Origin of the sequence: Flaviaesturariibacter aridisoli (assembly GCF_004343705.1) — a bacterium.
GTDB classification, from domain to species: Bacteria; Bacteroidota; Bacteroidia; order Chitinophagales; family Chitinophagaceae; genus Flavisolibacter; species Flavisolibacter aridisoli.
The window spans coordinates 1-17,300 of record NZ_SKFH01000031.1; the positions used below are offsets into that span (position 1 = coordinate 1).

Genomic DNA, 17,300 nt, shown 5'->3' on the forward strand with positions numbered 1-17,300 from the left:
ACCCTGCTGATCTTCGTGGCGGGCTACGTCGGGCGGCGCCCGACAAAAGAGCGCCCTGGGCCTTCTTTTTTTGCCCGGTAGCGCATGGCGCCTTGGGCGCCATGCGCTGCTTAAAATACGGCTCCCGGAGTGGCATTTGATCAGCCGCATCGGTGCTTCTCAGCTACTGGGATTGCCAGGTGATAGCTGAAAGGATAGTTTCATCGTGCAGCCATTTCCTTCGGATGTTATTATTTCGACGCGGCCATAATAAACGGATGCCCGGTTCATAATATTTTTCAGTCCGGTGCCGGTGTTCTTCGGATCGTAGTGGAAGCCGATTCCATTATCGGTAACAGCGAGGCTGAGCTCGCCACCAGCATACTTCAGGATAACGGAGGCCTGGGTAGCCTTCGCATATTTCAGGATATTGTTTAGCTGCTCCTGCACAATTCTGTAAATGGCTATTTTATGCTCGTTGGTAATCAGATTTTCGTCCCAGCCGGTCATTGTCAGGGAAACCTTCAACCGCTCGGTCAGTTCTACGGATCTAATTAATTCGGAAAGCAACAACGCGAGCGACTCATCCACCACATAGGCGCAGAGCCTTTGAGAAATGCTCCGTATTTCCGAGATGCATTGCTCAATGTACTGGCGGCTTCTTTCGAGCAGCTCTTCATGGTGTTGGTGCCCGGCCTGGACCAAATCGAGATAAAGACGTGCGGTGGTCAGCACCTGGTTGATATTATCATGAAGCTCCCTGCCGATTTCAGAGCGTTCCTTATCCTGTGCTAAAATCACTTCTTCCGCAATTTTCCTTTCGCGTTCTTTTTGCTCGGCCAGCAGCTTTCGCTCCAGGTTTTTCTTTTCGGTGACATCATGGTGCATTCCGAAAAAACGAATTACCCGGCCATCCTCCCCCAAAATCGGTTGGATCTGTACGTCGACGATATACTTGTTCCCCGACTTGCTGTAGAAAGCTACTTCCACCTCTACCGGCTGTAAAGTGTCTTGTATTCCGGAAATAGTTTCCAGTGCTTCAACCGAAGTGTCAGGCCCGGCGAGAACCGCGGTAGGGTACTTTCCTTTTACTTCTTCCAGCGTGTATTCCGTGAGCCGTACAAAAGCATCATTCACCCAGGTGATTTTCCGGTCGGGATCGGTAATAATCACCGGGTTGGAAGTTTGCTTCGCGATAAGCGATAATATTTCGAGCTTTTCCAGGACGGCCCTTCTTTGAGTGATATCTCTTGAATTCGCTACGATCCCGCCGATCGACGGGCTATTCATACGATTGGTCAGAATCGTGTCGATCCAGCGCCACTCGCCCTGAGCATTTTGAAAGCGAAACGGGGGCAGTTGCACGGTTTCCTCCAGTGCAATCTTTTGAAGCATCTTCATTGTAGCTTCCCGGTCGTCCGGATGAATGAAGTCAAAAGCATTCTTGCCTAAAAATTCTTCGGGCTTAATCCCAAGAACATGCTCCGATGTAGGACTTACATATTGGTAAACACCGTTGGCGTCAATAATAGCGATTAGATCAGACCCTTCCTGAACAAGTGATTTAAACCTTGATTCACTCGACGCGAGTCGTATTTCAGCTAATTTCCGGTCCGTATCGTCTCGCATCGCACCAATCATCCGAACAGCTTTACCGTAGCTGTCGCGTAATATGATGGCTTTGTCAGAAACGAATGCGTAAGTTTCGTCCGGCCGTAAGAACCGGTATTCCATTTTCCATTGATCATCGTGTTCCAGGGCTTGCCGGATGCCAGCCATGACAATTTCAACGTCGTCTGGGTGTACACGGGATTTCCAGAGAAATTTATCCGTTGACCGCTCATTCAATTCATATCCGAAAAACTCCTTGGTCCCGCCCCCCCAGGTTACCTGGCCTTTAATGATATCCCAGTCCCAAACTGCATCATGCGTTGCCTGGGTTACAAAAAAATACCTTTCGTTACTCCTTTGTAATTCCGCCTTGACCCTGCTTGATTCCGTGTTGTCGCGCCCGATGCAATACAGGACACCCGAACTCTTGTCAAGCCGTACTGTCCAGGCAATGGTTATAACAGATCTGTCTTTCCGATAGTACCTGTTTTCGAATTGCATTAATTTATCATTCAGCAGCAAGCTTTTTTCAGCCAGGGATGTTTTTTCGACATCCTCTTCATGAACAAAGTCAATAAACGGCTTACTTGCAAGTTCGTCGGGTGTATACCCGAGAATAGCAAGCGACGAATCACTGACCTTGATAAAAAGGCCATTTTTATCAATCAGGCAAATCAAATCGACCGAACTTGCAAAAAGTGCCTCTACGTCGACGTTGAATTTATTCTCACGCTCTTTCATATCTGGTCGAACAAATGAATCAATGACTTAAAATAAGGAACATTCGGTTTGTTGCCGGGCATTTTTCCCGCCTTTGTATAATAATTACTGGTGCATGCGCCGCGTAGCGGCACCAATTGGCCCGGGCCTTCAGGACCGGGCGCGGATCTGCCTCCACCCTTCCCTTTGCTATTGTAGACGCCATCGATAACGGGAACAGGAAATGTGTCCACACGATAGGGTTGCACCCGTAGTGGCGGATAGGCTTAAGGCAGGCCGTTCCGCTTCCGGAGCGCCGACGCGGTGCAGCCGGTTACTTTCTTGAATTGCCGGGAGAGGTGGGCGGCACTGCAGTAATTCATCCGCGCCGCGATGGTTGCCACCGAGAGTCCTTCATAGACAAGCAGGTTCCTTGCTTTCTCAATTTTGCATTGAATGATGTATTGCTCCAGGGTCTGTCCTTCCGATGCCGAAAAACAATGTACCCTTCGGCAAGCGGGCCGACCTGATCTATGTGTTCCTCTTAGGCAATCAAAAAGTTACCGGCAAACTGGTCAACATTCAATAACCAACAGGGTCGTAAAAGCCAGCTTTTTTCAGGGATGCTCCGCGGAGCATCCCTTTTTTCAAAACAGGTGTCGTTCGCCTAACTCATAAACGCCGGCCGGCACAACCCGTCGGCAACCTGTACGGGGAAGATGACTTCCACCTCCGTGCCTTTGCCGGGCTCGCTGCAGATCGAAAACGAGCCGTGGAGCAGTTGGGCGCGGCTCCGCATGTTGGTAAGGCCGATGCCCCGCGACTTCTGCAGCGGGTCAAAGCCCTGGCCGTCGTCGCCGATGCGCAGGAGCAGTTCGTTGGGGTCGATGGCCAGGTACACCCACACGTGCGTGGCGGCCGCGTACTTCTGGATGTTGGTCAGCTGCTCCTGCAAAATGCGGTAAATCGTCAGGTGCAGCTCGGCGTCCATCTCCTGGCAGTCGGACAGCGAGGTCTCCAGGGTGATCGCGATGCCGGAAGCGAGCTTGACGGACTCCACGAGGTCGGAAAATGTTTCGATGTAGTTGACATCGCCGAGCGTGGGTGCGGACAGCTGCTTCGAGAGCGAGCGGATCTCGTCGATGGCGGTGGAGAGCAGGCCGATGCATTTCGGGAGCAGCTGCCGGTGGTCCACTTTTCCATCGAGGCACAGCTCCGCGTACAACTTCACCGTGGTAAGCACCTGGTTGACGTTGTCGTGCAGCTCGCGGCTTACGCGGCTACGCTCCAGCTCCTGCCCCTTGATGGCGGCGGCGGTGATCTGCCGGTTCTTACGGTCGCGCTCGCTGATCAGGGCGTCCTGCAGCAGCGTTTTATCGGTGATATCGTGCGCAATGCCCAGCAGCTTGACCACGGCACCCGCGGCGTCCTTGATGGGGATGACGCGGATCTGTCCGTACTTGATCCCGGCCGGGTGCACGGACTCTTCGATATAATCTACCGTCTGCCCGGTCGTGATGGCCTCATGGTATTTCTCGCGTACGAGCTCGTGCGACGATTCGGGGACGATCTTTTCCATCGGCTGCCCGATGACCTGGGCCTTCTGCCAACCGGTGACCGCGGTAAAGGTATCGTTGGTGTCGGCGAAGCGGTACCGGCCCGGCCCTTCAATATCGATGATCCACATCGGGTCTATAGCGCCCTGGAAGGCGTAGTGGCGAATTTCGTTATCCATCGTTGCTCGTGTTTTTCCGGCCCACCCGCAGGGGCCCTGTTACGGTAGTTGGCCCGGCTGCGGCGTTCCGTAAAACAAATCCGCGCGGGCAGGGGTCAAGATAAGACATTTCACTTACGCAGGTACAACGGTCAACTGCGATCCGCCCCCGGAGGGCACCAGGGCTTGTGGCCGGCGTGCCCCGTCTTCCGCCCCAGCACGCAAAACCCGCCGGAACGCGGAGCTTTGCTTCCCTCTGAAAGTAAGGCGGGCTCCCTGTTTCGGGTACCCTTTATTGCTTATGAATTCCTGTCCCGTTCGCGGTGCTGAAATAATTGGCACACTAATCGTTTTACCGTCTTTGCTAACTTTTTGAAAAACACCTTCTTCTCATCTTATCGTATGCACCCTGCCCAATTCACTTACCCCGCTCCTGAGCTGGACTATGAGCGCATGGACATAGAGTCGCTGCGCCGCGCGTATACCCGCGAGATGGACCAATTCAAGACCTCGCTACTCAATGGCACCCCCTGGGAGGAGATCCAGCAATGCCGCCTGAATGTATCCAGCCTCAGCGTAGCGCTGCACAACCGCCTCAGCACCGCCAATCGCCCCCGTGCCGGGCACACCCGGCGCACGAAGTAAGCGTGCCCTATCCGTATAACTACGGCTCACCGCTGTCCCTGCCGGTCCTTGCCGGCGCCGCTTCAGCTAAAACAGCGATATGGAAAACGTCAAACTCCAGTTCCAGACACCGCAGGACTTCCAGAAATTCCGCCGCATGAAGGCCGTAACGATCCTGTCTGCCTCCGTGGCCGGCCTCTACATCATCTGCCGTTGCGCCCTGCGCGACATCGCCAGCGCCATCAACGACCTCGGCGCCACGGTCACCGACGCACCCAAGAAATAGGCCCCTCCTTGTTTTCGCTTATCCCGGCCCGTACCGGCAGGCGGATTATTGCCCGCTCCTGCCGTCCGCTTTCGCCTTCTTCCGGAAATAGCCACGCAACAGGAAATTGTGCTGCAAGGCCTGCATGTTCTCATCGAGCTTCTGGCTGGCAGCCTGCAGGTGGAGCAAGGTGGTCCGGACGTTTGCTGCCGCGGCGGTGTCGTGCAACAGCAGGCCCGCCGTGCCGGCGCTGTCGTTCAGCGACGCGCTGATGGCAAGCAGGTTCGTCCCGATAGCGTCCGCCTTCGTGGCCACACCCTGCAGTTGCGAAGCGGTGGCGCGCAGCCGGGAAAAAATGATGGTGTCGGTAACGAGCTCGTTGGCAAAGCTTCCCTTTGCAGCGAGCCGCGACGAATAGGCTTCCAGGTTGGCCGTCAGTTGCCGGGTGTGGTGCGCGGATTGTTGCAGTGCCGCCGCGATGGCCAGCAGGCTTTGGTACAGGCCTTCTTCTTTCAGCAGCCGGCCCACCGTGCCCCGTCCGCCGGCGATTTCGCGACTCACTGTCTTCAGGTCGGCCGTGACGGCCGTGAGGTTGACGCTGTTGGTTTGCAGGCTGGCCAGCAGGTCGTCGGGCGTCAGCAGCTTTTCGGCGTGCAGCACATCCCCCGGCGCGATCACCGGCACAGCCGCCGAGCCGCCGTTGATCAACACGATCCGGTTTCCGATCAGTCCATCGGCCCCGATCTTCACTCTGGCATCCCGGTGAATGTAGCGCCGCGCCTTCTCTTCGATATTCAGGACCACGTGTACGGTGAAATTGTCCTGGAAGGATACCGATCGGACTGTCCCGACAGCAATTCCTTCATACCAGATATTATTGCCTGCCTGCAAGCCGTTGGCATTCGGGAAGTAAGCATGGACCTGGAAGGTGGAGGCAAAGATCTTTCCCTTCCCGCCGAGCTGGAAAATGGCCGCCAGGATGATGGCAATGCCGACGACGAAAAAAAGGCCGACAATGATCGCTTTCCTGTTGCGCGTGGCGTCCATGATCAGTCGATAAAGTTGTATTCATAAAACGAATGGACAACCGGGTCGACGGCTCCGAAAACGGCCTCGAAACTTCCTTCGCGGATAAACCGTCCCCCTTCGAGGATGAGGATCCGATCCCCGGTCATCTTGGCGCAGGTGAGGTCGTGTGTAATGATAATGGAGGTGGTCCGGAAGGTTTGCTGCACTTTGTTGATCAGGTCGTTGATCTCGCGGCTGGTCATCGGATCGAGGCCGGCGGTGGGCTCGTCGTATAACATGATCTCCGGGTGCAGGATCAGGGTGCGGGCAATGGCGACCCGCTTCTTTTGCCCGCCGGAAAGCTCCGAGGGCACTTTGTCTTCGGTGCCGTCAAGCTCCAGGCTTTGCAGCATTTCCCGGATGCTTTGATCGACCTCCGCGCGGGATTTCTCTTTGGCAAACCGCAGCAACGAAAACGAAAGGTTCTCCCTGACCGTCATGCTGTCGTATAAAGCGCTTCCCTGAAAGAGGAACCCGATCTTCAGGCGCAATCGCCGCAACTCTTCCGGGTGCAGCCGTGCGACCTCTCGACCCATCACTACAACGGAGCCAGCGTCGGGCCGGAGCAGGCCTGCAATGCAGCGGATCAGCACCGACTTGCCCGAGCCGGAGCGGCCCAGCACGACCACGTTCTCGCTCCGGTGCACGTCGAGGTCAATACCTTCCAGCACGCGGCTCCCGTCAAACGCCTTGAACAGGCCGCGGACTGAGATCACCACGTCGTTTTTCCCGTAATCCGTATCCTTCATTTTTTCACGCATACTTGATCAGGTTAAACACTTGAACGATCAGCACTTCCTCGATAAAAATGAAAAACATCGATACCACCACCGAAGCGTTGGCGGCGCGTCCCACCCCCTCCGTCCCATTCGTTGCGGTATAGCCCTTGAAGCAACTGACCAGGCCTATCGTGAATCCAAAAAGAATGCTTTTGGTAAGTGACGCTTCGAGGTCGAGGAAGCTCAGGTTGGCGAATGCGTTTTTGATAAAGACCGTGAAACTGGTCTGCTCGTTCTGGTGCACATTCAGGTAAGAGCCCAACATACCCACGAGCGCCATATAGGCGGCCAGCAGCGGCATCATGAGCGTGGTGGCCAGCACGCGGCTGACGACGAGGAATTTGAAGGGATCCACAGCAGACATCTCCATGGCTTCGATCTGCTCGCTCACCCGCATGGAGCCGATTTCCGCGCCAATGTTGGAACCCACCTTTCCGGCGGAGATAAGCGAAGTTATCAGCGGGGCCAGCGCCCGCACAATGGCCACGCCCATCAGCGCGGGCAGCCAGGAGGTAGCGCCGAAATCGGCCAGCGAGGAGCGGGATTGCCGGGTAAATACAATGCCCGTAATGAACCCGGTAAGCGAGATCAACCCGAGCGACCGGTAGCCCACTTCGTAGCACTGCCGCAGCAGCTCCCGGAATTCAAAAGGCGGCCGGAAGACATTTTTCCAAAACAGGCCGGTGAATTTGAGCAGCTGGAACGTTTCCATCAAAAAGGAATCGGCAGCTTTTCCGAAAAAATATTTCGTGGTATTGCTCATTCGGCATAGACGGTACTCGGTTGTTGCCGGCCTCCACAGCACATTTCTTCGAAGATGACCGCTCATTCTTCGCCGGGAACGGGTTCCTGCATGCTACCGCAAAAATCCCACCGAACACCATTCTTAACCGGTCCGCAACATTCCGGCTGAAGAACTTGTCCGCCGACACGGCGGCGGTGGCCCGCGCTTATCTTAGTCGCCATTAAACGCTCCCCATGAAGCTCGACGACAACCTCCTTCAGAAATACGCGCAGGTGATGGTACACTACGCGCTCAACAACGGCAAAGGCATCAACAAGGGCGACACGGTATTTCTCGTGGGCCAGGAATGCGCCAAAGACCTCTTTCTCGCCGTGGCCCGCACCGTATATGCGGCCGGCGGCAACGTCATCCCGAACTTCCAGCCCGACAACACCCGCGAGGGCAGCCTCGCCCGCATGCTCCTCGAACGGGGCAGCGACGAACAGCTGGCCTTCTTTGCCAAACCCTACTGGCAGGGCATCGTGGAGTCCGCCGACCACATCCTGTTTCTCATCTCGGAGCCCGACATCCACTACCTCGAAGGCATACCCGCTTCGAGGATCAGCCTCATGAACAGCGCCCGCGCGCCGTATATGAAGATGCGCGAGCGCAAGGAACAGGAAGGAAAGCTGTCGTGGTCGCTGTGTCTCTACGGCACGCCCTCGATGGCTGAAGAAGCGGGACTTTCGCTGGAGGAATACTGGGAGCAGATCATCGAAGCGTGCTACCTCCGCGAAGACGACCCCGTGGCCCGGTGGAAAGAAGTGCAGGCCGAGATCGAAGGGATCAAACACCGCCTCGACGCCCTGGCCATCGAGTCGCTGCATATTAAGGGTGAAGACGCCGACCTGCGCATCCGCCTCGGCGCCCACCGTCAGTGGCTCAGCGGCGGCGGCAAGAACATTCCTTCCTTTGAGATCTTTACCTCGCCCGACTGGCGGGGCACCGAAGGACATATACGCTTCAACCAGCCGTTGTATTATTCGGGCAAGCGCATCTCGGGCGTTTCGCTCACGTTTGAAAACGGCCTGGTCGTATCGGCCTCCGCCACGGAGAACGAAGAGGCGCTGAAAGAAATGATCGCGCAGGAAAATGCGGATAAGGTGGGTGAATTTTCGCTTACCGACCGCCGTCACTCGCGCATTACGAAATTCATGGCCACCACCCTCTTCGATGAGAACGTGGGCGGCACTTACGGCAACACGCACGTAGCCCTGGGCAATGCCTATAAAGACGCATACACCGGCGACATGGCGACCGTGAGCGACGAGCAATGGGCCGCGATGGGCTACAACAGTTGCCCGAAGGTGCACACCGACATCGTGAGCACCAGCAACCGCACGGTGACCGCGCTCCTACCCGATGGCAGCGAGCGGATCATCTACCGCGACGGGCAATTCCAATTGGATTGACGGGAGGTGGGGAACGGGTCAGGATGTAACCGCGTTGGACGCTTTAGAAGCAGCGCCCCCTTTGTGCCAGGCACGGTTTGCCCGTTTGCACCCACTGCCGTTAAAGCGGTGATCTAACTAAACTCCCCCTGCCCGTGCAGCGGCACCGATACCGTCAGGCGAAACCCCTTGCCGGGCGCGCTGTCGACGCTGGCAGTGCCGCCGAGGCTTTCGGCGCGGGCTTTCATGTTCGACAGGCCGATCCCGGCGCTTTTCTGCTGGATGTCGGTACCGCCGCCGTTGTCGGCCACGGTCATCGACAGTTGCCCGCCGTCGAGGCGGAAGGTGATCAACACCTCCGTGGCGCCGGCGTACTTCAGGATATTCGTCAGCTGCTCCTGCAGGATCCGGTACAGTGCCAGGTGCACCGACTCGTTCACTTCCAGCTCGTCGACGGCCTTCGTGTCCACGATGATGGCAAACTGCTCGGTGGCAGCCACGGTTTCGGCCAGTTCCTTTACCGAGTCGCGCAGGCGGATGTTGCCCAGCGTCGGCGCCGACAGCCGCTTCGAGAGGCTGCGGATCTCGTTGATGGACGACTGCAGCAGGTCGATCGATTTGCGCACCAGCGTGTCCTGCTCACCGATGCCCGAGAGCAGCAATTCCTGGTATAGCTTCACCGACGTCAGCACCTGGTTCACGTTGTCGTGGAGCTCGCGGCCTACCTGGGCACGCACCTTTTCCTGCGCGGCAATGACGGCAGCATTGGTCCGCTGCTGCTGCCGCTGCACCGTCTGCTCCAGGCGTTTGCGCTCCGTGATGTCGGTAGCGATGGAAAAATAGTATTGCAGGTGGCCTTCCTCGTCGAAGAGTGGCTGGCTCGACACGTGCACCCAGAAGGGTGTTCCATCGCGCCGGTAGTTGATCGCCTCGAGCTCGTAGGGCAGGTTCGCCGCGCGGCGTTCCTCCACCAGGGCAATGGCCTCCGGTGCCGTATCGGGGCCGTCCACCACCTCCCCGATCGGCATGCCGATCAGTTCGTCGAAGCTATAGCCGGAGGCTTCTACCGCTGCACGGTTGGCCCAGAGCACCTTGCTGTTGGCATCGGAGATGATCACGATGTTGACGGTATTTTCCGCCACCAGCGATAGCTTGCGCAACTCCTCCTCGGTGCGCTTGCGTTCGTTCACGTCCCGTATAAATACGGACACACCACCTTCCGAGGGGAACAGGTCCACTTCTTCCCAACGGCCGGAGAAGGGACATATGGACTCCCTTCGCAGGTGACGGTTCTCGCGGAGAACCTGCCGGACCAACGGCTCGTAGGCATCCGCGGTGGGTCCGTGCAGCCATTCCCGGAGCTTCTGCCCCAGCACTTCATCCCGACGCCACCCGAACAGCTCACTCGCCAGCCGGTTCCAATAAATGACGCGCATGTCGGCATCCAACAGGAAGAAAGCCTGGTTCATTCCTTCAAATATGCTGGTGAGCAGCTTGTTCTGCTGTTCGATCTGTGCTTCGTAGGCACGGCGCTCCTCGTCTACTCTCCGTTTTTCCGTTACATCGCGAAAGAAGATCGACAAGCCGTCGCGGGAAGGATAGGCGTCTACCGAAAACCATCTTTCGAAAGGCGGGAAATAGGCTTCAAAATGAACCGGCACGTTCTCGGCCATCGCCTTGTGGTATTGCTCATCGTACGGGGTTCCTTTGGCCTCGGGGAAGCTCTCCCAGTAATTGCGGCCCAGGTAATCTTCCTTGCGGATCCCGAGCATGTCTTCCACGTAGCGGTTGCCATAGGTGATGATCCAATTTTCGTCCATCACGAAAAAGCCGTCCTTGATCCGGTCGAGGATGTTGAGCAGGCGGTTGCGTTCGGCCTGAAGCAGCTGTTCATACTTCGTCTGGAGTTGTTCGCGGGCACCGGTATCGGAAAGGTCGCGTGCGATGCCGAAGAGGTACTCGTGCTGCGGATCCCAATGGGCCGACCAGGAAAGGGGCACAAGGTGCCCATTTTTATGGACAAAGCGGTTTTGGAAATTTACCAGGGGCGTGCCGCTCATCACCTGCCGCGTGGCCACTTCGGTACGGATCCGGTCTTCGTCACACACGAGTTCCATGAAGGGCCTGCCGAGCAGCTCTTCCGGGCAAAAGCCCCATGTCTGCGCCGCCGCATTGCTCACCTCCAGGAAACGGCCCAGCCTGTCGACAATGCAGATGACGTCGAGTGATTGGTCGAACACCCGTTTAAGGTGCTGGTAGGAAGGGTAATGCCGGTCCTTGTCGGTATGGTTGTCCACCCTGGAATCAGTGTCCATAAAGCAATGCAGGAAAAAAAGGTACCAAAGGTTGCGGGGAGCAGGGTTTGCGGAGCCGGTTGCCCTCCTGCGGATCGCCCGGGTACGTGCGGCGACCGGCCAGGACAAAAAAAAGCGCCCTGACTAAGTCGGGGCGCCTTTTGGATGTTTGCGGTGAGGGCGGGATTCGAACCCGCGGTACAGTTTAACCCGTACGGCAGTTTAGCAAACTACTGATTTCAGCCACTCATCCACCTCACCGTTTCCGTAGAGTGGGGGGCAAAAATAGGGAGTTCCGGTTAACTGCCCAATATTTTAAAGCAAAAAAGTGGTGGCCTTCATCACTTTGCATCTCCCGCCACACGCTTCTCCACGTGGATCAGGCGGCCGGAGGCATCTACGCCTTCCAGCACGAGGCGGAAGTTGCGGGTGATGTCGTTGTTGTAAAACTGCAGGCGCAGCTTGCGGCGGTTGCGATCGAGGTAGAGCGCCGGGTTCCAGTACAGCGTGCTGCGAAAATCGCCTAACCCAGAGGAAGCATCGGAGGCGTAGTCGGGCGCATAGAATTCGCGTTGTGCCGTGTAGCCCGCCACCAGCGTGGAGCTCAGCCCCTTGGCATTGTTGTTCACGGGCCGGTCGCCGCCCTTCTTGGTATAAACGGCAATGAGTCCGCCGCCAGCGCCATAGGCCAGGCTTTCGCCCGGGCGGAATACTTTCACGTAGGCGATGTCGCTCATCGAAATGTTCTGCAGCTGTTGCACGTCGGTCTGCATCTCGTTGAGATAAACGGCCGGGGTGCCGCCGCGCCAGCTCAAATTCGTTTGCGTTCCCCCGTCGATCTGCAGGCCGGCTATTTTGCCCTGCAGGTATTGAAAGATGCTCATGTAGTTCGGCGCCAACGGGTCGTTTACCAGGTCGAACGAAATGGCTTCGCCGGCAAAGAGGCCGCTCACATATTTCTGCTCCATGCGGTCCTTTGGCGTTTTACCCCGTCCCTGCACGGTGATGGTTGCCAGCTCCACGGCCTTGAGCCCGCTGATGCCGCGCTCGCGGATGAGGGCCCGGTTGCGCGCGTTGGCTGCTACGACATCGGCGCCGGGTTCCGCGACGATGCGTTGCCACAGCGAGTCGGGCACAATGCGGCGCACGCCTTTGTACAACCCGTTCTGCAGTTGCAGCAGGCCCGTGCCGGCGGGAATGTTCTTGTCGTTGTAGCTGAAATACAGTCGTGCGGTATCGTAGAAGACAAGACCGTCGGTCTGAACACCGCCCTTGCGGTCCACCGGTATCATGATAAAGCTTCGGGCGGAATCGGCCGATTCGAGGATGCCGTTCAATTGCAGGCCCGCGCCGATGCGGCCCGGGGGCAAGCCCTGCAGCTGCCCGCTGAGGGCGAGGTAGTCGGTTTCGCGGTAGCGCGGCGCCACCGTTCGGCCGGCCATCAGCGCCTCCCAGTTGTAGCGGCGCCAGCCATGCGTGAGCAGCACCAGGTCGAGCTGCATCGACACGCTGTCGTTGTTGCTGTAGAAGTAGTAATACGGGTTCACGATGCGGCCGCGCAGCTCGCTCGTCAGCAACAGGCGGCTCACGATGTTGTCGTCCATCGTATTCGATTCGTTGAGGTCGGCATCGGTGATCGACAGCGATACGTTGGCGGGCAGCGTATCGGAAAGCGCGATCTCCACGCGGTTCAGCGCACGCTTGCCGGCATCTTTCTTCGTCAGGTATACATCGCCGTCAAACTCGTATTCATGGTTGTTCACAAACGTGACCCGCTCCAGAAGCGGGCGGTAGCTGCTGTCGAAGACCGTGATGCACAGGATGCCGGTGGGCAGCGCTTCGGTTGGAAACACGCCGCTGGCTGCCGGCCGGTTTGCGAGGTTGATGTCGGCCTTATACACCAGGGCGCCGTTCATCGATGCGAGCACGTGCAGGCGTTGCTGCAGCGCAGGGATGTCGTTGCTGCGCTGGATGGTAAAACGCTTCCCCTCGGCGCCATCGCCCACGCGCAACACCAGCCCCTGCACTTTGGGCGCGGGCAGTTCGGTGCTGTAGCTCTTGCCCTTGTCGTCTTTCCAGCGCGCGGTGTAGGTCATGCCCGGTTGCGGGAGCAGGGCCACCGTGCCCATCCCGTTGTGGATGCTGGCGAAGTCGGCTACTTTGCCCCCGCTCTTGTCGGTGATAATACCCGACACGGCTACGGGCAGTCCGCGGCTATCGGTGGCGATAAAGGCCATATTCGACGGAATACCGGCCACCCACTGCCCGCCTTCGGGCAGAAAGGCCAGCGCCGGCGCGGATGGCTTAACGGGCGCGGGCTTGGTCTTCGCCAGCACGCGGATCGTTTTCGTGTAGAGGTAGGCGGTATCGCTGTTCAGCATCGCCACGGTATACGCGCGGAACAGCACGGAGGGCCTGGCGAAGCCGCTGTCGAGCGCAAAGGAGCCCGAGGCACCGGCAAAGGCGATGGGCGCGGTGAGGCGGCTCAGTACGCGTCCGTCCTCATCGAGGAGCTCGGCGTAAAAGTTCCTGCTGCTGTCAGACAAGCCGCCGTTGTTGTACACATAGGCTTTGAACCAGATGATCTCACCGGGGTTATAGTAATTCTTGTCGAAGTGAACGTGGATCTTTTCGCGGGGGTCAGCGCGGCGCTGCAGCTCGAACAGGGAATCGAGGCCCTGGGCGCGCAGGGAAGCCGAGGCGGAGCCCAGCATCAGGAGGAACAGGACACGTAGGATCATAAGCACCGCTAAGTAAACGCAGTCCCGCCAGATTGAGGGCACATTAACACTGCATTTTGATCCGGCGGTGCCGATCCAGGCCGGGCGCGCTGCTATTCCCGCTCCGGCTCCTCGCCCAGCCCCGTATCGGCAGGAGCCCCGGCCTCCACCTTGTAACCCCCTTTCAGGTGCTCATAAAGCGATCGCTTGTCGATGACCGATGCGACCATGTTGGCCACCATTGCGGCCAGCAAAAGGTGAAAGATGACGCTGTGCCGGTCCGTCATTTCCAGCACGAGGATAGCCGAGGTAAACGGCGTGCGGGTGACACCCGTAAGAAAGCCGACCATGCCGGCCAGCACGAGGATATTGGCCTTGCTGCCGAGCACGTCGAACAGCGACGCCATCCAGCCACCGATGGCAGCACCACCCGCCAGCGAAGGGGCAAATACACCACCGGCCGCACCGGTATTAAAGCAAAGCAACGGGCCCAGGAAGCGCAGGAGCACCATATCGGCGCCGCAGTGTTTGTCGGGCGAAAAAAGCAGACGGTTGATCAGCTCTTTGCCCGATCCCAGCACGCTGGGGTTGACGTAAAAAGCCAAAGCGGCCATCAGCAACCCGGCGACCAGGACGTACAAGGGCTGCATGAAACGTGGTGCCGTGCGCTTCCAGGCCATAACACGCAGAATCGCGGTACAAAGCAGGCTGCCAACCAGGCCGGCCAATGCACCCACCAGCAGCACGGCCAGAAATATCCGGAAGGAAAGGCCGTGCACATCGGGATAACCGAGGTAGAGGTACGGCCCCAGCAGGGCCTGCGCCGTTAGGCCGGCAATAATAATAGCCGTAAACAGGGCGGTACGGAAAAAACGCACATGCACCCGTGCCAGCTCCTCCACGGCAAAAACAAGTCCGCCGAGCGGGGTGTTGAACGCAGCCGCAAGGCCAGCCGCGGCGCCGGTGAGCAGGTAGCTCTGGCTCGAGAGCCGCGGCCACGAAGCCGGTATAAGACGGTTGACCGTTCGGAACAGGGAGCCGGCGATCTGGATGGTGGGCCCTTCGCGGCCAATGGCACCGCCGCCCACCACCATTCCAACGCTCGACAGCACCTTTACGGCAGCGATCCGCAGGCTGAGCAGCCGGTTGATCTTTGGGTCGTGAGCCGGCGTCGCCAGGTCGATCGCCGCCATGACCTGCGGAATACCGCTGCCTCTTGCGGCGGGTGCCAACCACTGCACACAGGCCCAGGACAAGAGGTAAAACAGGGGCGACAGCAGGAAAACATACCAGAAATGCTGGTGCAGCGCTCCTTGCAGCAGGGCTTCAGCCCAGCCGAACAGGCGGGTGTATCCCACCGCCACCAGGCCGGTGGCGAGCGAAGCGATCCAGAGCGGCAGCGCCAGCAACGCGCGCCGCGAAAGCGGATGCCCCCATAAAGCAGGCGCCATGCCTGCCAGCCTCTGCCGCCACAATAGCCACCACTTCCTTTTCATGACCGCAAAGTTGTGCCCAGACCAGCCCCGGGGCGCTCAGCTAACAGCATTTTAATAACGCCTTGCAACGCGTCGGTACCATTATTGCCGACTATTCTAAAAACAGGTATTTATGAAAGACGATAGGAAAAAACCGGACGCGCCCAGCCAGGAGCAGGGACGTTCTACCGAAAAGCCCAGGCAGGAAAAACACCTCACCGACGATGGCCGCGAATCGAGCAACGGCAAGGTAACCGGCGTCGAGGGTAAAGACTACGTGATCCTGTCATCGGGTCTTGGAATCGATGAAGACGAAGTGACCGGCTAATGCCGTGTAACAGAAATCCCGGCTTCAGGCCGGGATTATCATATAACAAGCAATCGCGAAAAAACTTATAAGGCGGCGAGCTGCACTTTTTGCTGCAGTTCCACCACGTGCTCACGGAAGCCGGAGTCGGTATCCATCAAATCCTTTACCGTTTGGCAGGAGTGGATCACCGTAGTGTGATCGCGGCCGCCGAAGTGCTCGCCGATATTCTTGAGCGAATTCTTCGTAAAAGCTTTGGCGAGGTACATCGTGATCTGGCGGGCCTGTACGATCTCGCGTTTGCGGGTTTTCTGCAGCAGCTTCTCGTAAGGCACCTCGAAGTAGTCGCACACCATTTTCTGAATAGTGTCGATGGTGATCTCCTTGCTCGACGACTTCACGAAGTTGCGCAGCACCTTCTTGGCCAGCTCGAGGTCGATCTCCTTGCGGTTGAGCGAAGATTGGGCGAGCAGCGAGATAAGGGCGCCTTCGAGCTCGCGCACGTTGTTGTTGATGTTGTAAGCAATGTATTTCACTACTTCTGCCGGCATCTCGAGGCCGTCGTTCTTCATCTTGCGCTCCAGGATTTCGATGCGCGTTTCGTAGTCGGGCACCTGGATGTCGGCGCTGAGGCCCCAGCGGAAGCGGCTCAGGAGCCGCTCCTGCACACCCTCAAGGTCCTTGGGAGCCTTGTCGGAGGTAAGCACGAGCTGCTTGCCGCTCTGGTGCAGGTGGTTGAAGATCGAAAAGAACGCGTCCTGCGACTTCTCGGCCTTGTTGAAGAACTGCACGTCATCGATGATCAGCACGTCGATCATCTGGTAGAAGTGGATAAAGTCGTTGATGGCCTGGTTGCGGCTGTGGTCGATGAACTGGTTGATAAATTTTTCGCTCGACACGTACAGCACTACCTTGTTGGGGTGCACGCGCTTCACCTCGTTGCCGATGGCTTGCGCCAGGTGCGTCTTGCCGAGGCCTACGTTGCCGTAGATCACCAGTGGGTTGAAGGAGTTGGCACCGGGCTTCTCGGCCACGGTCTTGCCGGCGCGGCGGGCCACGCGGTTGCAATCGCCCTCGATATAGGCTTCAAACGTATAATTGGGATTGAGTTGCGGGTCGATCTGCATCTTTTTCAGACCGGGGATCACGAAGGGATTCTTCACCGGTGTGTTGATCACGAGCGGGAAGTCCATCTCGTTGCCGGCAAAAGACTTGTAGCCTTGCCCCGCCATATCGACCGTTACGGGTTTGTTGTAATTGTTGCCGCCATCGACCATGATGCGGTATTCGAGCTGTGCGTCCTTACCCAGTTCGCGCTTGAGGGTCTTGGCCAGCAGGTTCACATAATGCTCTTCGAGGTATTCGTAGAAGAATTGGCTCGGCACCTGGATGATCAATACACTTTCCTTGAGCGCTACGGGTTTGATGGGTTCAAACCAGGTCTTGAAATGCTGCCACTCCACAATATCCTTGATAATCCCCAGGCAATTGTTCCAAACAAGTTCAGCATTCTTCTCCATGCAGTATCAAGCAGTTTATATATAATGAGTAAGGACTTTTCAACGCGGTGTTCACATTCTCACAGGTGGT

At 57.6% G+C, this 17,300-nt stretch carries 13 protein-coding genes, 1 tRNA gene and 1 pseudogene; 4 read left to right on the forward strand and 11 right to left on the reverse strand.

Annotated elements, in window-relative coordinates:
• Positions 1 to 159: 159 nt before the first annotated feature.
• From E0486_RS14835 to E0486_RS14845, 3 genes and pseudogenes are all read right to left on the reverse strand, one after another.
• The gene (locus E0486_RS14835) at positions 160 to 2,331 is read right to left on the reverse strand and encodes a sensor histidine kinase (RefSeq protein ID WP_131853167.1); all 2,172 of its coding nucleotides are present in this window, start codon (positions 2,329 to 2,331) and stop codon (positions 160 to 162) included.
• A gap of 245 nt (positions 2,332 to 2,576) precedes the next feature.
• Positions 2,577 to 2,780, reverse strand: a pseudogene (locus tag E0486_RS19375) (helix-turn-helix domain-containing protein); the annotation flags it as partial.
• 176 nt (positions 2,781 to 2,956) lie between these two features.
• Complete coding sequence (locus tag E0486_RS14845) at positions 2,957 to 4,024, reverse strand: PAS domain-containing sensor histidine kinase (protein ID WP_131853169.1); 1,068 nt, start codon at positions 4,022 to 4,024, stop codon at positions 2,957 to 2,959.
• 381 nt (positions 4,025 to 4,405) lie between these two features.
• On the opposite strand from E0486_RS14845, the gene E0486_RS14850 reads away from it, so the two are divergent.
• Together E0486_RS14850 and E0486_RS14855 are read left to right on the forward strand one after the other, a co-directional pair.
• Positions 4,406 to 4,648 carry a hypothetical protein gene (locus E0486_RS14850; RefSeq protein ID WP_131853171.1) on the forward strand — a complete coding sequence of 81 codons (243 nt, stop codon included), beginning with the start codon at positions 4,406 to 4,408 and terminating at the stop codon, positions 4,646 to 4,648.
• Positions 4,649 to 4,727: 79 nt separating this feature from the next.
• The gene (locus tag E0486_RS14855) at positions 4,728 to 4,913 is read left to right on the forward strand and encodes a hypothetical protein (protein WP_131853173.1); all 186 of its coding nucleotides are present in this window, start codon (positions 4,728 to 4,730) and stop codon (positions 4,911 to 4,913) included.
• Positions 4,914 to 4,958: 45 nt separating this feature from the next.
• On the opposite strand, the gene E0486_RS14860 is transcribed toward E0486_RS14855, so the two are convergent.
• From E0486_RS14860 to E0486_RS14870, 3 genes are read right to left on the reverse strand one after another with little or no spacing between them, the layout of a single operon-like run.
• Entirely contained in the window at positions 4,959 to 5,939 is a 981-nt protein-coding gene (locus E0486_RS14860; RefSeq protein WP_131853175.1) for an MlaD family protein, read from the reverse strand.
• A 2-nt stretch (positions 5,940 to 5,941) separates the two neighbouring features.
• The gene (locus tag E0486_RS14865; RefSeq protein ID WP_207906272.1) at positions 5,942 to 6,721 is read right to left on the reverse strand and encodes an ABC transporter ATP-binding protein; all 780 of its coding nucleotides are present in this window, start codon (positions 6,719 to 6,721) and stop codon (positions 5,942 to 5,944) included.
• Positions 6,714 to 7,502 carry an MlaE family ABC transporter permease gene (locus E0486_RS14870; protein ID WP_131853177.1) on the reverse strand — a complete coding sequence of 263 codons (789 nt, stop codon included), beginning with the start codon at positions 7,500 to 7,502 and terminating at the stop codon, positions 6,714 to 6,716. Before E0486_RS14870 ends, E0486_RS14865 begins: the two co-directional genes overlap by 8 nt.
• Before the next feature lie 215 nt (positions 7,503 to 7,717).
• On the opposite strand from E0486_RS14870, the gene E0486_RS14875 reads away from it, so the two are divergent.
• On the forward strand, positions 7,718 to 8,935 hold the full coding sequence (locus E0486_RS14875) for an aminopeptidase (protein WP_131853179.1): 1,218 nt from the start codon (positions 7,718 to 7,720) through the stop codon (positions 8,933 to 8,935).
• Between the two features lie 113 nt (positions 8,936 to 9,048).
• Here E0486_RS14875 and E0486_RS14880 read toward each other — a convergent pair whose 3' ends face one another.
• The 4 genes from E0486_RS14880 to E0486_RS14895 form a co-directional block, all read right to left on the reverse strand.
• Positions 9,049 to 11,229, reverse strand: a complete 2,181-nt coding sequence (locus E0486_RS14880; RefSeq protein WP_131853181.1) for a PAS domain-containing sensor histidine kinase — start codon at positions 11,227 to 11,229, stop codon at positions 9,049 to 9,051.
• A gap of 151 nt (positions 11,230 to 11,380) precedes the next feature.
• Positions 11,381 to 11,469: transfer RNA gene (locus E0486_RS14885), tRNA-Ser, on the reverse strand.
• Between the two features lie 80 nt (positions 11,470 to 11,549).
• Positions 11,550 to 13,949 (reverse strand): alpha-2-macroglobulin family protein, encoded by a 2,400-nt coding sequence (locus E0486_RS14890; protein WP_131853183.1) that lies wholly within the window; start codon positions 13,947 to 13,949, stop codon positions 11,550 to 11,552.
• Positions 13,950 to 14,041: 92 nt separating this feature from the next.
• Positions 14,042 to 15,379: a chloride channel protein gene (locus tag E0486_RS14895; protein WP_165917356.1), complete on the reverse strand. Its 1,338-nt coding sequence runs from the start codon at positions 15,377 to 15,379 to the stop codon at positions 14,042 to 14,044.
• 157 nt (positions 15,380 to 15,536) lie between these two features.
• Here E0486_RS14895 and E0486_RS14900 point away from each other — a divergent pair, with 157 nt between their 5' ends.
• A complete protein-coding gene (locus tag E0486_RS14900; RefSeq protein ID WP_131853187.1) occupies positions 15,537 to 15,731 on the forward strand; it encodes a hypothetical protein in 195 nt (64 codons plus the stop codon).
• 65 nt (positions 15,732 to 15,796) lie between these two features.
• On the opposite strand, the gene dnaA is transcribed toward E0486_RS14900, so the two are convergent.
• Positions 15,797 to 17,230, reverse strand: coding sequence for a chromosomal replication initiator protein DnaA (dnaA, locus tag E0486_RS14905; protein WP_131853189.1), 1,434 nt, complete (start codon positions 17,228 to 17,230; stop codon positions 15,797 to 15,799).
• Between the last annotated feature and the right edge of the window lie 70 nt (positions 17,231 to 17,300).

Coding starts and splice junctions, on each gene's coding strand:
- E0486_RS14855 (WP_131853173.1), top strand. CDS start 4,728: ATGGAAAACGTCAAACTCCAGTTCCAGACACCGCAGGACTTCCAGAAA.
- E0486_RS14845 (WP_131853169.1), bottom strand. CDS start 4,024: ATGGATAACGAAATTCGCCACTACGCCTTCCAGGGCGCTATAGACCCG.
- dnaA (WP_131853189.1), bottom strand. CDS start 17,230: ATGGAGAAGAATGCTGAACTTGTTTGGAACAATTGCCTGGGGATTATC.
- E0486_RS14880 (WP_131853181.1), bottom strand. CDS start 11,229: ATGGACACTGATTCCAGGGTGGACAACCATACCGACAAGGACCGGCAT.
- E0486_RS14835 (WP_131853167.1), bottom strand. CDS start 2,331: ATGAAAGAGCGTGAGAATAAATTCAACGTCGACGTAGAGGCACTTTTT.
- E0486_RS14860 (WP_131853175.1), bottom strand. CDS start 5,939: ATGGACGCCACGCGCAACAGGAAAGCGATCATTGTCGGCCTTTTTTTC.
- E0486_RS14900 (WP_131853187.1), top strand. CDS start 15,537: ATGAAAGACGATAGGAAAAAACCGGACGCGCCCAGCCAGGAGCAGGGA.
- E0486_RS14850 (WP_131853171.1), top strand. CDS start 4,406: ATGCACCCTGCCCAATTCACTTACCCCGCTCCTGAGCTGGACTATGAG.
- E0486_RS14875 (WP_131853179.1), top strand. CDS start 7,718: ATGAAGCTCGACGACAACCTCCTTCAGAAATACGCGCAGGTGATGGTA.
- E0486_RS14865 (WP_207906272.1), bottom strand. CDS start 6,721: ATGCGTGAAAAAATGAAGGATACGGATTACGGGAAAAACGACGTGGTG.
- E0486_RS14870 (WP_131853177.1), bottom strand. CDS start 7,502: ATGAGCAATACCACGAAATATTTTTTCGGAAAAGCTGCCGATTCCTTT.
- E0486_RS14890 (WP_131853183.1), bottom strand. CDS start 13,949: ATGATCCTACGTGTCCTGTTCCTCCTGATGCTGGGCTCCGCCTCGGCT.
- E0486_RS14895 (WP_165917356.1), bottom strand. CDS start 15,379: ATGGCGCCTGCTTTATGGGGGCATCCGCTTTCGCGGCGCGCGTTGCTG.